Origin of the sequence: Loigolactobacillus backii, assembly GCF_001663675.1 — a bacterium.
In the GTDB taxonomy this organism is placed as follows: domain Bacteria; phylum Bacillota; class Bacilli; order Lactobacillales; family Lactobacillaceae; genus Loigolactobacillus; species Loigolactobacillus backii.
The window spans coordinates 2,427,664-2,442,206 of sequence record NZ_CP014873.1 but is presented as its reverse complement, the minus strand read 5'-3'; the positions used below and the strand labels follow the sequence as shown (position 1 = coordinate 2,442,206).

Sequence of the window (14,543 nt, the reverse complement as noted above, 5' to 3'; positions counted from 1 at the left end):
GGACTTTTGTCTCAACCGCAAACACAGCTTAGGAAGGTTTAGACCATTATGTTAAGTATAATAGAATTAGGGTTACTTTTAATTATTTTATTGGTGGAAGGTTGGTTCTGGTGGCTGATCAAAATTCCCGCGCGGCCTAATTGGTGGGTACGTGGGGGCCTAGTTCTGCTAGCCTTATTGCTGCTTTGTTTAACGGTACCGAACGAAAGCTTTGTTACAGCCAAAATTCAAAGTATTTTTGCTGCCGGCTTATTAATTGTAATTGCCGTTTGGCCAAAAGGATTAATGGTCAAAGGTATTTTAAATGGTGCTTATAGTACACGTTTGTACACGACGATTATTAGTATTCAATTACGATTTGACCAGAAAAGAAAGGTCACTTACCTAGCTTATCAAGCTGGACCAATGGCACATTATCAATTACGTTTCAAGAAAACGCCAACTGAGTTACAGAGCTACCTAGAACACTATTTTGATGCCGATTTAATTCAAAAACAAGCAAGCAAAAAGTAGTTAAGTGAAATTATTTCATTTAACTGTGCGGAATTCTCAATGCCATTTACAACGCTAAATCTATTTTTTATATCTTTATGAGAAAAATCAGGGGTATAATTAGAAAATAGAAAGAAAAGGAGTTGTAAAAAATGAGTGAGAAACAAACGGGTGAAACGCAGGGGTTGGCGCGTAACCTAAAAAGTCGGCACGTTCAATTGATTGCTATTGGCGGTACGATTGGAACGGGATTATTTTTAGGTGCCGGTAAATCCATTCATTTGGCAGGTCCCTCAATTTTATTTGCTTACTTATTAACCGGAATTGTTTGTTTTATGTTAATGCGTGCGCTGGGAGAGTTATTGCTCTCAGATTTAAATTTGCATTCATTTGTTGATTTTATAAAAGAATATCTGGGCGAAAGTGCTGGCTTTATCGCAGGTTGGACCTATTGGATTTGCTGGGTCACAATTGCGATGGCTGAAGTCACGGCAACTGGGCTTTACATGAAATTCTGGTTTCCGTCGTTACCGCAGTGGTTACCCGGGCTACTAATGCTTATTATTTTATTAGGCGTTAATCTAATAACAGTTGGGGCCTTTGGTGAAGTTGAATTTTGGTTTGCCCTAATTAAGATTGTTGCTATTATTGCGTTAATTGCTGTAGGTATTTTTATGGTGATTGTTGGTTATAAAACCCCAACTGGTCAAGCAAGTTTATCTAACTTAACAAATTATGGCGGTATTTTTCCAACTGGTGCTAAGGGCTTTATTTTATCCTTTCAAATGGTCGTTTTTAGTTTTATTGGTATTGAAATGGTTGGGATGACGGCTTCCGAGACCCAAAATCCAGAAAAATTATTGCCCAAGGCGATTAATGATATTCCGTTACGGATTATTTTATTCTACGTTGGCGCATTATTTGTTATTATGTGTATTTATCCTTGGTCTCATTTATCGGCTTCACAAAGTCCGTTTGTGCAGGTTTTCAAAAATATCGGGATTCGCTCGGCGGCTGGAATCGTCAATTTTGTCGTAATCACCGCTTCGGCCTCAGCCTGTAACAGTTCTTTGTTTAGCACCGGACGCATGCTGTTTTCGTTAGCCTATGATTCTGATAATCGCTTCTTACACCATTTCGGTAAGCTTTCCAAGAGTCGAGTACCTGCTTCGGCATTACTATTTTCAACGGTTGTTATTGCCTTTGCAGTTCTGCTTAATCTGTTTATTCCAAATATTGTCTTTACGTTAGTGTCCAGTGTGGCGACAACTTGCTTTTTATTCATTTGGGGAGCAATTATTGTAACTCACCTACGTTATCGGAAAACAAAATTAGCCGCAGCGAGCACTTTTAAAGCACCATGGCAGCCATTTGCGGATTACTTTGTTTTAGCATTTTTGGTTTTTGTTGCGGTAGTACTGTGTCTAGAAAAATCAACATTAATTGCTTTAATTATTTCCGTTATTTGGTTTGCCGGCCTATACTTGGTTAAGTTCTCGCATGATCGCCACCGAGCAACAGGCAAACGAGTTAAGTAAGAGCTTGTTTAATTCGTTTTAAAACAACCACTAAAATAGTTTTAGAACAGATGCAAGTTAAGGCCTTATATTAAAGTTAGGGAGTTACACATGAAATTTGACGTTATTACAAGCAATATTGCGCATACTATCAGAGACCGGCGGAAACACGCAGGCCGACAACAGGTTAGCTTTCCAGTAACCTTTACCCATAATAAAAAAGAGGCAACTGGGTGCCTTATATTTGTTGTCGAAAAAGATGGCCAGTACCAGGCAAAAAAGTTTTCTGAACGTTATATGAATATAGATGATCCTGCGGTGCACGTTTATCACGGTGCTTATTACGAATGCGATGATGATCTTGATCGGCGTGATGAGTTAATTGATGTAATTGCTGGAAAGCTTTGAGCCGCTAAACCATTGATCCTGAATCTACCTACCCCAATAATCCCAAATTTACCTAAATTAAAAAAACTGGCAACCAGCCAAATTACTCATAAAGCGTGAGTAGTTGGCTAGTTGCCAGTTTTTTTATAATTTGCCTTAAATTTTCAATACAAACTAAGACGTTTTCGCTCGTTGGCCGAAATTAATTGTTCCGGCAATACTTGTGAAGAAGAGGCCTAACTGTGAATGATCGGCGTTATCATTTGGCATTGGGTGATGTTGAATGATTAACGTTGGTTCCGGTTTTACAAAATCGGCCCGTAAACTCTGTGGTCGTTTCTTTGGCTGCGCTTTTTTAGCAACCTGCTGTTTTCCTGGAGCCACTTGTGTTTTGCCCGGTTTAGTCGGGCGTGTTTGCTTGGTGGTAGGTGTTTGGGAATCAACGCCAGTTTTTTGTTTTTCATCGGTGTTTCCAAATATAAAGTTATAAACCTGCTGGGTATCGTTCAGTAGCCAACTCATTTGGCCAGTCTTATTGACTAGTGCCACCGGCTTGGTTGAACGTTGTGTTTTGGTCTTGGTTGCTTGTGGCAGATTCACTGCGGCCAAAGCAGCTTGTTTTGGTGCACTATCCGTTAAATTTTTATTGTTATTAGATTTCACAGATATTGCCACTGCCTTATCGTTATTAGTTACATCAGGATTGATGGTGGTGCTAGTCGCCGGCGTAATTGAATTAGCGGGGGTGACTGGTGTTGCTTGAGGACTGTCATTGGTGTTTTTAGTGTAAACAATCGTTTTAACAACATCGGAGCTGGCAGGGGTCAAATCGGTGATCGCCGCTACCATAGAATGACTTGGTGTGTAGCCGGAAATGGTTGGTGCCATTTTTGTATCAAATGAGCTGACGCCATTAGTCGCACGCCAATCTAGATAGACGATTTTTCCAGTGACTTCATTAAAAGTTGCTTGGCGGGTAAAAGTGACCCGCTGGCTTTGTGCCGTTGCTAGGTTTTTGCCTTCATTGTTTACAAAATAGATAGTTTCCGTAATAGCCCGACTTAAATCGGTTTCGGCCGTACCAGTAGGCCAGGTGGGACCAGCCGGATTCTCTGAATCAACAACTTGTCCCGGGTGACCAGGATTTTCCGGTGTGATCGTGACAATTTTTTCAGCTAAGTGAACCGTGTAAAGTTGGTCGGTTGCGTCATCGTGGTCAAATAAAATTCCAGTTGCGGGAACTTGATCATCGCTAACCGTATAACCGGCAATTTTATACCGGACTAAGGCATTGGCGGTTGAATAAGCAGTGGTTGAATCACTGCCACCACTTAAAATAAAGCTAGCCAAGGTTTGTTGTGTTGTGTCATCAACGTAACGGACGACGGCCTTTTGCTGATCAGCACGGTAATTGATGATCGTGTCTTGACCAGGATCCGTTGGTTGCGGAAGCCAGTAGCCTTGGGTCACGTCCTTGGCGTTAATTAAAGCTAGTGCTTGGCCGGCGTCTGTATACGGCGTATAGCCGGCAATATAGGCCAGCGTACCTCCGGAGATGACTGCCGATGGATCGTTTGGATCCGTTTGGTAGTCAATGTTGGACGTTTCAGGTGCGGCGGCCGTAGAAGAGCTTGCTTGACTGGCTGCCTGACTAGCAGCTGCCTGAGCCGCCGGTGCACTAGTTACGCTTGCCGTGCTGCTAGAAGCGACTGCAGCCGGCGTAGTAGTGGCACTGGTTTGCGGTGCCGTGCTGGTGGCCACCGAACTAGTGGCTGCAACTGGGTTCGTTTGTGCCGAGCTGGCCGGCAAGAAAGCTGCCGAACTTACTTGGACGGTGGCCTGATTTGCTTCAGAACTAGCAGCCGCTGGCGTGGCCGAATCTGTGGTGACCGCTTTGGTTGTTGGTTTAAGTGCCACCTGTTGCGGCTGGAGTCCAGAGTTGGCCGCGGTTGCGCTAGTTGGTTGTTGGGTGGCCTGACTAGTTACGGCCGCCTGAACGTTTTGGCTAGTGATCAGTTCTGTGGTTGCTCCCAGCAGTAGGGTTGATAAACCGCCAACGAACAAAAGTTTGCCCGAGACAAGCCACTGTCTTTTATTTTCCTGGTAAACGTGGAAACGAATGAGGGTTCCTTGATCTTTATAAGAAAAGCGTTGCATGAGAAATCACCTCCAATTAACGCTCATTATCGTCGTCAGTAACGTTAGTCATTTTTTGTTTTTTACAATCAATAATCGTGTCACCTAGTAGTGACCAATCCAGTGGTGTTGGTGGATTACGCCACGTAATTTGAATCTGTTGGACACTATTATTGTAAAAATCTGAAAGGTAGATGTCGGTTTCTGGTGAAGGAATGCGCTCAATCATAATGTGGGCGTTGCTAAACGCGGTTAACGTTCGAATGACGTAATCGGTGTAAAGCTTGCCCTGCGAGAAATCGACACAGATGTAGACCATATTTCGTAATAAATTAATCGGAATATTATTGATAAAAGCAAACATATAGCTGAAGTAGAGGTTAACTGAATCATTTTGGCCCATCTTAATGGTCGTGTTTGAATGGAGAGTCTGAATAAAGTGACTAATGACCTGATCAAACAACGGGTAGGTTTCCTTGAAAAAGCTAACCTGATCAAGCGAAATAAACGTCGTTGGTTCAACGTAAAAAGTCGTGAACTGGATATTAATGCGCAAAATGGCACTTTCTAAAGTAGTTGTTTTAAGGGCGTCATTATCCAAGAGCATCTGGCTTTGCTTGACCTGGGCCATAAGGTCAGTTGCCCAGCTGTAAGCTAACGGCATTGTCATTTTAGAAGTTAACTCGCTGTAGCCCGGCTTATAACCCTGAATAACGAGGAAAGTTTCCAGGTAATCCAGTTCGATCTGGCCAACCGGAAGTGTTAGTGTCTTGCTCAAAATTGCTTGGATTTGATCCAATAGTTGGTGATCTAACGCATCTAATTTAGTTTCGGCCAACATTGGTTTCGTAACGAAGCATTGATTCTTCATGCGTAAAATCCAAGTTTTCAAGAAGATTAATAATTTTGTTCGTTGCGTTGGCGTGATGGCCACTTGAAATTTAGTTTGGATACTTTCAATAATTTGATCGGCCGGTGCGTCAAGCTCAGCGAATGGATTATCAATCCCATTGAAGGCCGTGTAGAAAAATTGGAACAAATGCAGCCGAATGGCGTGTTCATTATCACCGAATTCGCTGGACACTTGATAAAAATCTTCTTGTTGCAGAATATCTTTTAATTTGTTCTGGGAGTTATAAAAAGTTGTCTTACTAATGAAGTTTTTCTTCATGAAAGCCGCGTTGGATAATTGGTTTGAATAAATGAAGTGGTATTCAAACATCGCATACAGTAAAGAGTGCTTTAAGTACATCAGGCGAATGGACTGAACGACCGTCGTTGTGATATTTATCCCGTGGAGCAGCTTTTTTTCCGAAGTATCAATATAGCTGGAAACATTCGATTTAACGTTTTTTAAATCGTGATTTAAAGTTTCTAAAACGTGCTGTAATCGATAAGAAGAAATCGAAAAGTCCAATAGAACCTCATTCTCAGTAATCTTCCCATTTGGTTGTTGTGAGATTACCTGCAAGAGTGAGTAGCTAATTAGGTCTTCTTTTTCAAAAAAGAGTTTATAGTTCATTGCAACCACCAATCAATTTTTATTATCGATATATCAGTAATTTGAGCTTGTAGTTTTATTCTATTACATTTTTGTATAAAAAAAGCCCTTATTACTGAAAAGATGAGGACCACCCCTGCTAGTGGAAATAATCCGAGCTGGTTTGTTTTTTAGTGTTAGGTTTATTAACAACTATCCATTCCTATTATAAAGGTATTGTAAGCGCTATTCAAAACCGATTGGACTGATTATTAAGGCCGAGTTATCAGGCCACTTCCGGTTTTCCCGACTTTTTCCATTTTTCCCACAAAAGTTGGGACTCTGCTTCTCTTGAATTAAATTCAAAAAAAATACACACTTTATTTATCGATGAATAACACTAAGTCTATTTTTAAAGGCCGTAATGATTCCGTTTGTTAGTGCTATCATTTTTTATTATTTGCTAAATTAGGTTCATAATCGGAATTAGTAGTTTTGGTTATTTATGAAGTGCGGGGAAAGGCGTTCAGGTTCTACTTCGCAATTGAGGATTATTAGCCCAAATCGCTAATAATCTTGATGCTACGAACGATGGCCATTCTTGTGGCAAAGTACATGCCGCAAGAAACATGGCTCTGAGGATTAGTCTAGATTGACGAATAATTCACGTAGTGGATTATTTGGCGATCGTAACTACTATTCCGCAATTGAGGATTATTAGCCTAAATCGCTAATAATCTTAATGCTCCATACGTTGTCCATTCAACTACGGCGAAAAGCGCCAAGTTGAAACATGGCAACCGCAGGAACCTGCCTTTCCCAGCACGTTAACACCAAATTGGCCAGGAAAATATTAGTTAAAACACTCCCAAGCCTAACCTGGAGGAGAGCCGCATTCGTGCTTCAAGCACACAGTTACATATTGATCAAATGAAAATGATGAAATGAGGAGGGACATGATGGAGGACGCAAATTCCATGGGTCTGGGTAAGGTGCAGAACCGAATTGTTATCCGTTACGTTGATCGTGATGGCAACGCACTGAACGAAGATCTTAGCCTTTTTGGTGAAGTGGGGAGTCGATATGAAGTCAACGCGCCAGCTTTTAGTGGTTACCTACTAGTTGATAAGTCACGACCAACCGTTGGCAAAATGCCGGCGGAAGCTAAGCCAATGATTATTTTGACCTATGCACGCCTGGGGTCAGTTCGAATTTTTAATACGATATCTGATTTGCAGGGTAAGGTGTACGCACTGACAACCATTAGTGAGCAACCAGATAAGGTTCAACCGCTGCAATTACCAGAGGTGGCCGGCAAGGATTATTACTTAAGCGTAGATAAAGAGTCCAGCATTCGTAAAATTTTTAAGCCGCAAGATTTTGTGCCAGATAATCCGACGCAGGAAACGGTCCTATTGATTTTAAGTATTACGGAAGCTAGGAAGCTAAAAGAAACGCAGGCAACTGAGACGGATAGTGAAAAGGGAACGGCTACCCAATCGACTAGTGTTGAATCAGCAGTCGCAGCCGACATGCCAACCAGCAAACCACAATCAATCTCCGCCGAAATTCCTGCGGCGAAAACAACCAAGTCTGATGGAACATTGCCACCAACTAAAACCAGTGTGGCGCCAGTTACGGCTAAGGCTAGTTTGCAACTGGCAACAATTTTGTTACAGCAAGCGGCTTTACTGGATAGTAACGCCGATCAAACGGTCTTAGACGAACAGCAACTGCAACGTTTAACCACCAACATGCGGCATTTTATGTTAGCAATTAGAATTTTAAATCAATGAAGATCGGGTTACTTAATGACTGAATCTCAAAAAATGAAAAGGAAGTCTTAGTTATGAACAATGAAGAAATCGAAGCATTAATCAAACTAACACCAATGAAGGTTATGACCCAGAACATGAAACAAGTTGCTGAGGCAATTGAGTCTTCAGTTGAAAACAATCAGACGGACCAAATCGCTGATCTTGTGAAGAGTGGCAACCAATTATTAGACGCAATTTCAAAATTAAGCCGACAGTCATAGAAGGGTGGCACCAACCATGTTAGCTAAGGATAATAAAGATCCGGTACTTCAGGCAGTTGCTGAAAAGTCGGCGTTAGATCCAGAAAAGAAGAAGGCGACGACGCCCTTTGTTGTTCGTTTGAACTATTTTATGGAGAACCCACAGGATCATGATTTAGAACGGCGTTTTGCGGCGATGTTGTTGGAGACTTATTTCCGCGCCTTGGTTAAAGTTCAGCCAACGCAAAAAATGGCCGGGGAAGAACATTCTAGTCTCTTGGAAATGGGCCTCGCAATTACAACTTATTTAGCGGACGGAAAAAAGTATATTCCCGTTTTTACGGACCAATTAGCTTTAAAACAATTCGCTAAAGAGATGATCCCCAACATGGACTTTCGGACGTTTCGATTTTCCAGTGCTGAATTAATGACTGAGGCCCAACGTCTTGGCGTCACCGGATTGTTGGTTAACCCAGGTAAGCAGACTTTTCCACTTTCCAGGGATTATTGGCAGTACATCAATCAGGTTGTGCCACTGATTGCGCCTACGAATGACAAACTACGGATTGAATTACCAAGTTTAGGGACCAAGAAATTAATGGGGATGCTAAAAAAGCAGTGTAAGCACCTGCATAAGATTAATGAAGTTTGGTTGGCTAACGTTACCATCGCTGGCCATGATAAGGCCGATTTAGCAGTGATTGCTGACTATCGTGGTGAGCAGAGTGAGTTTGGGAGCAAGGTTGCCCGGAAGCTGGCCTTAGCCTGCAAACCATTTTTAGAATACGATCAGGACGTTTTGGTTGGTAATCTAGATGATGAAATGGGCAAGTTAATTTCCCAGCAATTTGCACCAATTTATCAAGCAACTACTTTCTTTGGAGGTCGACCAAAATATGATTAATCAGTACGGACAAGTCATTCCGTCACAACATGAGTTAAAAAAGGCCCAGCATGAAGTGACGACGATGCAGGGGTTAAATGCAGAGCACGTGCGAATGAGTGCGGTTGCTCCAGCGATTAAACTGGGCGCGGCGATTGATTTGGGTGTTTTTCCAAAAGATAAGAAAATTGGAAATACAAGGAGTAAATAAAAATGAGAAAGTTTGAGTACGATAAATTACAACGGGAGCAAACCATTACGCGGTTTAAGTTATACAAGGCAAAGAAAATCTGGTTAACTACCGGAACAAGTCTAGTGATGTTCGGGGCTGGCTTGGCCTTTGCAGGGCACGCCAACGCTGCCACTACACAATCAAGTTCAACCGAACAACAAGCTAGTTCGGCCGGTAACGTGGGTAATAATAGTTCCGTAGCCAGCAGTGCCACGCCAGAAAGTGCCAGTAATTCTAGTGCCGCGACTTCAGCTACGGTAACTTCTAAGGTCACAACTGATTCTGTAGCGGCTAACGTTAGTTCTGCACCACAAAGTAGTACTGCTGTTTCCAGCAATGGTGCAAGTGCTCAAGTCGACAATGTTACACCGGCGTCCGTTGTTTCAGCCACGCAAAGTGTGGGCAGTGTGCCAACAGCTAATACAGTTTCAGTTGCTAGTGCATCTGTGGCAACGGCGGCTACAGCCTTAGCAGCTGAACCAACTAACAGTCCCGTGAGTGCGCCGGTAGCGGCAAGTAGTGTTGGTAACTCACCGGCGCCAGTGGCACGTGCTCAGGCTCGCGCACTTGCGGTTACGGCGGCCGCAACACCACCGGATAGCACTGGTGTAGGTTCCGCAACGGCCAATTTAGTGCAGGGCTATACTGCCACTGATTTAACCCAGCATATTGCTGATTTAACACAGTCAATTGCCACTGATAGTGCGCGTTTTACTGAGTTAACTGGTCAGAATTATGAAAATGCTCAGGGTGAGCTAACTCAGGGTCCCTATACTGGTGGTTTGATTGGGCAGGCATCTGGTACAGATAAACTCACATTAATGTATGAAGCGTCCGGAATGCCGGCCTCAATTAAGGTTGACGTCACTACTTTGGCCTATGAACAGGCCTGGCAAAGTTATCAATTTGGGGATAACTCATCTAGTGGCAGTTCTTCAGCCAGTAGTGAAGATACCAGCCTGTACGTTAGTGTTGCTAGTAGCAGTGCGCAAGTGGCCCAAAGTGCGGCAGCCGCTGCCTCAACTTCGGCAGTAACTGCTCAAAGTGCTGCCACTGTAGCTCAAACGGCCGCGACTAGTGATCCAAGTAATTCGGCGGTTCAATCTTTGGCCAGTCAAGCAGTAAGTGCGGCCACGGCGGCTAAAAGTGCTGCCAATGCCGCGACAACGGCGGCTAATACCGCGCAAACTAATTTTGTAGCAACTCAGGCCGCAACGACGGTAGCTGCAGCAATGAGTACTTCTAAATTAACCCAAGATGCTGCCACTACGGCCAAGACTGCTGCTACGACAGCGCAAACCCAGGCAACTGCCGCAACAACGGTGGCAACCAGTGCGAAGGCGCAGGCTGACGCCGATGCTAGCGCCAATAGTAGTGCCAGCAGTAGTGCAGCCAGTTCGGCAGCCGAGAGTACAGCTAAGGTGGCAGCCGTTAGTGCGGCTAGTAGCAGTGCTCAGGTAGCCCAAAGTGCGGCGACTACGGCTTCGACAGCAGTAGTTACTGCCCAGAGTGCCGCCACTGTGGCTCAAAGTGCGGCTACCAGTGATCCAAGTAATTCAATGGTTCAATCGTTAGCAAGTCAGGCTGTAAGTGCGGCAACGGTGGCTAAAAGTGCAGCCAGTGCGGCTACAACAGCAGCTAGTACAGCAGAAACTAATTTAGCTACGGCTAAGACTGCCGGCACAGCCGTCGCGGCTCAAACAGCAGCATCGGCAGCTAAAAGTGCGGCAACAACCGCCACAACAGCGGCCAGCACGGCCCAAACTCAGGCAACTATTGCCACTTCGGCAGCAACTAGTGCCAAAGTGCAGGCTGATTCAGATGCCAGTACGAATAGTAGTGCAGCTAGTTCCGCAGCCGAGAGTACAGCCAAGGTGGCGGCCGTTAGTGCCGCCAGTAGCAGTGCTCAGGTAGCCCAAAGTGCAGCTGCAACGGCTTCAACCGCAGTTGTAACGGCGGAAAATGCAGCAGTAGTTGCTAAAAGTGCGGCCACCAGTGATCCAAGTAATTCGGCGGTTCAATCTTTAGCTGGTCAAGTAGCGAGTGCAGCAACGGCGGCCCAAAGTGCGGCCACCGCGGCCACAACGGCAGCTAGTACAGCAGAAATTAATTTGGCCACGGCTCAGACAGCCAGTACAGCTGCGTCGGCTCAAACGGCGGCAACTGCTGCTCAAAGTGCGGCCACCAGTGCAACAATGGCAGCCAGCACGGCCAAAACTCAGGCCACAACAGCCATTTCGGCAGCGGCTAGTGCCAAGGCGCAAGCTGACGCCGATACAAGTACGAATAGTAGTGCCAGCAGCAGCGCAGCCAGTTCTGCGGCCGAGAGTACGGCTAAAGTAGTGGCTGTTAGTGCGGCTAGTAGTAGTGCCCAAGTGGCCCAAAGTGCCGCTGCAACAGCTTCAACGGCAGTTGTAACGGCGGAAAGTGCTGCAGTAGTAGCCCAAAGTGCAGCCACCAGTGATCCAAGTAATTCAACAGTTCAATCCTTGGCCAGCCAAGCGACGAGTGCGGTAATGGCGGCTAAAAGTGCAGCCATGACGGCCGCAACGGCTGCTAGTATGGCAGAAACTAATTTAACCACAGCTAAGACGGCCAGTACGGCTGCGGCGGCTCAAATGGCAGCAACGACAGTTCAAAGTGCGGCAACTAGTGCAACAACGGCGGCCAGCACGGCCCAAGCTCAGGCAACCACTGCTACTTCAGCAGCGACTAATGCCAAGGCGCAGGCTGATTCGGATGCGAGTGCCAATAGTAGTGCGGCTAGTTCGGCGGCCGAGAGTACAGCTAAGGTAGCGGCAGTTAGTGCGGCCAGTAGTAGTGCTCTAGTAGCTCAAAGTGCGGCGGCAACAGCTTCAACGGCAGTTGTAACGGCGGAAAGTGCGGCAGTGGTTGCCCAAAGTGCTGCCAATAGCGATCCAAATAATTCGGCGGTCCAATCCTTGGCCAGTCAAGCTGTTAGTGCAGTAACGGCGGTCAAAAGTGCGGCTACTACCGCCACAACAGCCTTTAGTACGGCGCAAACTAATTTAGCAACGGCTAAGGCCGCCAGTACGGCTGCCGCGGCTAAAACCGCAGCGACAGCAGCCCAAAGTGCAGCGACCACAGCCACTACGGCGGCTAGTACGGCCAAGACGCATGCAGATGCTGCAATAACAGCAGCAACTAGTGCGAGGACCCAAGCTGACGCCGATGCTAATAGCAGTGCCAGTAGCAGTGCGGCCAGTTCCGCGGCCGAGAGTACGGCCAAAGTGGCGGCAATTAGTGCAGCTAACAGTAGTGCCAAGATGGCCCAAAGTGCGGCAGCAACTGCTTCAACAGCAGTTGTAACCGCGGAAAGTGCAGCGGCAGTTGCTCAAAGTGCGGCAACGAGTGATCCAAATAGTCCGGCGGTTCATTCATTAGTTAGCCAGGCCACCAGTGCCGCAACCGCCGCCAAGAGAGCGGCCACCGCGGCCTCAACAGCGGCTAGTATGGCACAAACTAACTTGGCGACGGCCAAGGCTGCCAGTACAGCCGCTGAAGCCCAAACGGCAGCAACGGCGGCTAAAAGTGCCACAACCACAGCCACTACGGCGGCTAGCACAGCGCTGGTTCAGGCCAGTACTGCGACTACAGCAGCAACTAATGCGAAGGTTCAGGCGGATACCGATGTAAGTGCTAATAGTAGTGCAGCCAGTTCGGCGGCCGAGAGTACAGCTAAGGTAGCGGCAGTTAGTGCAGCTAGCAGTAGTGCTCAAGTAGCCCAAAGTGCAGCAACCAGTGCTTCAACTGCAGTTGTAACGGCTCAAAGTGCAGCAACAGTAGCCCAAAGTGCGGCCAAGAGTGATCCAACTAATTCAACGGTCCAATCCTTGGCCAGTCAAGCTGCTAGTGCAGTGACTGCGGCTAAAAGTGCAGCCACTACAGCCGCAACGGCAGCTAGTACGGCGCAAATTAATTTGGCAATAGCTAAGGCTGCCAGTACGGCCGCCGCAGCTCAAGCAGCCGCAGAAGTGGCCAAAAGTGCTGCAACTAGTGCCACAACGGCAGCCAGTACGGCCCAAGTTCAAGTGACTATTGCAACCAAAGCAGCAACGAGTGCGAAGAATCTGGCTAACGCCGATGCAAACACTAATAGTAGTGCCAGCAGCAGTGCGGCCAGTTCTGCGGCCGAGAGTACAGCTAAAGTGGCGGCAATTAGTGCGGCTAGTAGTAGTGCTCAGGTGGTCCAAAGTGCAGCAATCGCTGCTTCAACGGCAGTTGTAATGGCGCAGAGTGCGGCAACAGTTGCCCAAAGTGCTGCCAACAGCGATCCAAGTAATTCGGCGGTCCAATCTTTGGCCAGTCAAGCCACTAATGCGGTGACAGCGGCCAAGAGTGCGGCAACGATAACTATATCGGCGGCTAGTACCGCAGAAACTAATTTGGCTACGGCAAAGGCAGCCAGTACGGCAGTTGCGGCCCAAACAGCAGCAACAGCGGCTAAAGAAGCTGCAGCGACGGCAACGACAGCAGCCAACGTGGCTCAAGCCCAAGCAACTACTGCGACCACTGTGGCCAATAGTGCAACCGCTCAGGTTAATGCCGATGCAGAAACCAACACCAATAGTAGTGCCGACAGTGACTCAAGTAGTACTGCGTCTAGTTCGACGGCGGTAAGCAGTAGTGCTGCAAGTTCAGCTGCTGGCGATAGCTCGGCGGTAGCAGTCAGTGCGGCCAGTAATACTTCTGCAGAGGAAGCAACAAGTACGGCGCCAATTGCTGCTATTACACCAGCAGCGACTGCGACTAGTAATCCTGTTACTCTAGCAACAGCTCCATCGAATAAAGAGCAATTAGGAAGTATAGTAGCGACTAAATCGGCCATAAAGCAGCAGATACCGGCACCAACAGCGATTGCTGCAACCAAGACCAAATTACCAACAACCGGTGAAACACCGCAAAGTAGTATCTTGGCCTATCTTGGTTTGGCGATTAGTAGCCTAGGACTTGTCTTAACGAATCTGTTCTACCGTAAAAATGATAAAGATTAATAAAACAACTAGGAAAAAGAGGTTTAAAAACTTGCTTTAACCTAGGAATTTACACGAAAAGGCTATGACAAAACAAAAGTTGTCATGGCCTTTTCGTATAGATCGTAATATTCGAGATTTTAATAAGTCCCGATTTTTTTGCAAAAAGGTGAATAAAACGGAACCATTAATTCACTATTTGCAATATATTTTGGCTATTTATGAATTATACTTACGAAGTAAACATTATGAAATCTTAATCTTTTTAAATGTTCTTAATAAATTGTGCAAGGGAGGTAACCGACCTTTTAAAGAACAGGCTGGTGGATGGTAAAGCGTCATTATTGGAAAAAGTAAGCGTGTAACAACGAAGTTAAGATAGAACCGAATTTATTAGTACTAGGT

The 14,543-nt window shown here is 45.8% G+C and carries 10 protein-coding genes; 8 read left to right on the top strand and 2 right to left on the bottom strand.

The window, feature by feature from the left end:
* Nucleotides 1-48: 48 nt before the first annotated feature.
* From AYR53_RS11085 to AYR53_RS11075, 3 genes are all read left to right on the top strand, one after another.
* Nucleotides 49-513 carry a hypothetical protein gene (locus AYR53_RS11085; RefSeq protein WP_068225210.1) on the top strand — a complete coding sequence of 155 codons (465 nt, stop codon included), beginning with the start codon at nt 49-51 and terminating at the stop codon, nt 511-513.
* Nucleotides 514-644: 131 nt separating this feature from the next.
* Nucleotides 645-2,030, top strand: coding sequence for an amino acid permease (locus AYR53_RS11080; protein ID WP_068225208.1), 1,386 nt, complete (start codon nt 645-647; stop codon nt 2,028-2,030).
* A 90-nt stretch (nt 2,031-2,120) separates the two neighbouring features.
* Nucleotides 2,121-2,417, top strand: coding sequence for a hypothetical protein (locus AYR53_RS11075; protein ID WP_068225206.1), 297 nt, complete (start codon nt 2,121-2,123; stop codon nt 2,415-2,417).
* Between the two features lie 153 nt (nt 2,418-2,570).
* Here AYR53_RS11075 and AYR53_RS11070 read toward each other — a convergent pair whose 3' ends face one another.
* Complete coding sequence (locus AYR53_RS11070; protein ID WP_068225203.1) at nt 2,571-4,553, bottom strand: mucin-binding protein; 1,983 nt, start codon at nt 4,551-4,553, stop codon at nt 2,571-2,573.
* A 16-nt stretch (nt 4,554-4,569) separates the two neighbouring features.
* A complete protein-coding gene (locus AYR53_RS11065; RefSeq protein ID WP_068280285.1) occupies nt 4,570-6,054 on the bottom strand; it encodes a helix-turn-helix domain-containing protein in 1,485 nt (494 codons plus the stop codon).
* A gap of 914 nt (nt 6,055-6,968) precedes the next feature.
* On the opposite strand from AYR53_RS11065, the gene AYR53_RS11060 reads away from it, so the two are divergent.
* The 5 genes from AYR53_RS11060 to AYR53_RS11040 are packed head-to-tail and all read left to right on the top strand — an operon-like array spanning nt 6,969 to nt 14,159.
* Entirely contained in the window at nt 6,969-7,808 is an 840-nt protein-coding gene (locus AYR53_RS11060) for a MucBP domain-containing protein (RefSeq protein ID WP_158234215.1), read from the top strand.
* A 53-nt stretch (nt 7,809-7,861) separates the two neighbouring features.
* Nucleotides 7,862-8,050 carry a hypothetical protein gene (locus AYR53_RS11055; RefSeq protein WP_068225200.1) on the top strand — a complete coding sequence of 63 codons (189 nt, stop codon included), beginning with the start codon at nt 7,862-7,864 and terminating at the stop codon, nt 8,048-8,050.
* Between the two features lie 16 nt (nt 8,051-8,066).
* Complete coding sequence (locus AYR53_RS11050) at nt 8,067-8,933, top strand: SseB family protein (protein WP_068280288.1); 867 nt, start codon at nt 8,067-8,069, stop codon at nt 8,931-8,933.
* Entirely contained in the window at nt 8,926-9,123 is a 198-nt protein-coding gene (locus tag AYR53_RS11045) for a hypothetical protein (RefSeq protein WP_068225197.1), read from the top strand. Before AYR53_RS11050 ends, AYR53_RS11045 begins: the two co-directional genes overlap by 8 nt.
* 2 nt (nt 9,124-9,125) lie before the next feature.
* Nucleotides 9,126-14,159, top strand: a complete 5,034-nt coding sequence (locus AYR53_RS11040) for a KxYKxGKxW signal peptide domain-containing protein (protein WP_068280292.1) — start codon at nt 9,126-9,128, stop codon at nt 14,157-14,159.
* Nucleotides 14,160-14,543: the final 384 nt, after the last annotated feature.

Excerpts from the sequence above, each read along its gene's own strand:
- AYR53_RS11060 (WP_158234215.1), top strand. The coding sequence starts at position 6,969 with ATGATGGAGGACGCAAATTCCATGGGTCTGGGTAAGGTGCAGAACCGA.
- AYR53_RS11050 (WP_068280288.1), top strand. The coding sequence starts at position 8,067 with ATGTTAGCTAAGGATAATAAAGATCCGGTACTTCAGGCAGTTGCTGAA.
- AYR53_RS11065 (WP_068280285.1), bottom strand. The coding sequence starts at position 6,054 with ATGAACTATAAACTCTTTTTTGAAAAAGAAGACCTAATTAGCTACTCA.
- AYR53_RS11055 (WP_068225200.1), top strand. The coding sequence starts at position 7,862 with ATGAACAATGAAGAAATCGAAGCATTAATCAAACTAACACCAATGAAG.
- AYR53_RS11040 (WP_068280292.1), top strand. The coding sequence starts at position 9,126 with ATGAGAAAGTTTGAGTACGATAAATTACAACGGGAGCAAACCATTACG.
- AYR53_RS11085 (WP_068225210.1), top strand. The coding sequence starts at position 49 with ATGTTAAGTATAATAGAATTAGGGTTACTTTTAATTATTTTATTGGTG.
- AYR53_RS11075 (WP_068225206.1), top strand. The coding sequence starts at position 2,121 with ATGAAATTTGACGTTATTACAAGCAATATTGCGCATACTATCAGAGAC.
- AYR53_RS11080 (WP_068225208.1), top strand. The coding sequence starts at position 645 with ATGAGTGAGAAACAAACGGGTGAAACGCAGGGGTTGGCGCGTAACCTA.
- AYR53_RS11070 (WP_068225203.1), bottom strand. The coding sequence starts at position 4,553 with ATGCAACGCTTTTCTTATAAAGATCAAGGAACCCTCATTCGTTTCCAC.
- AYR53_RS11045 (WP_068225197.1), top strand. The coding sequence starts at position 8,926 with ATGATTAATCAGTACGGACAAGTCATTCCGTCACAACATGAGTTAAAA.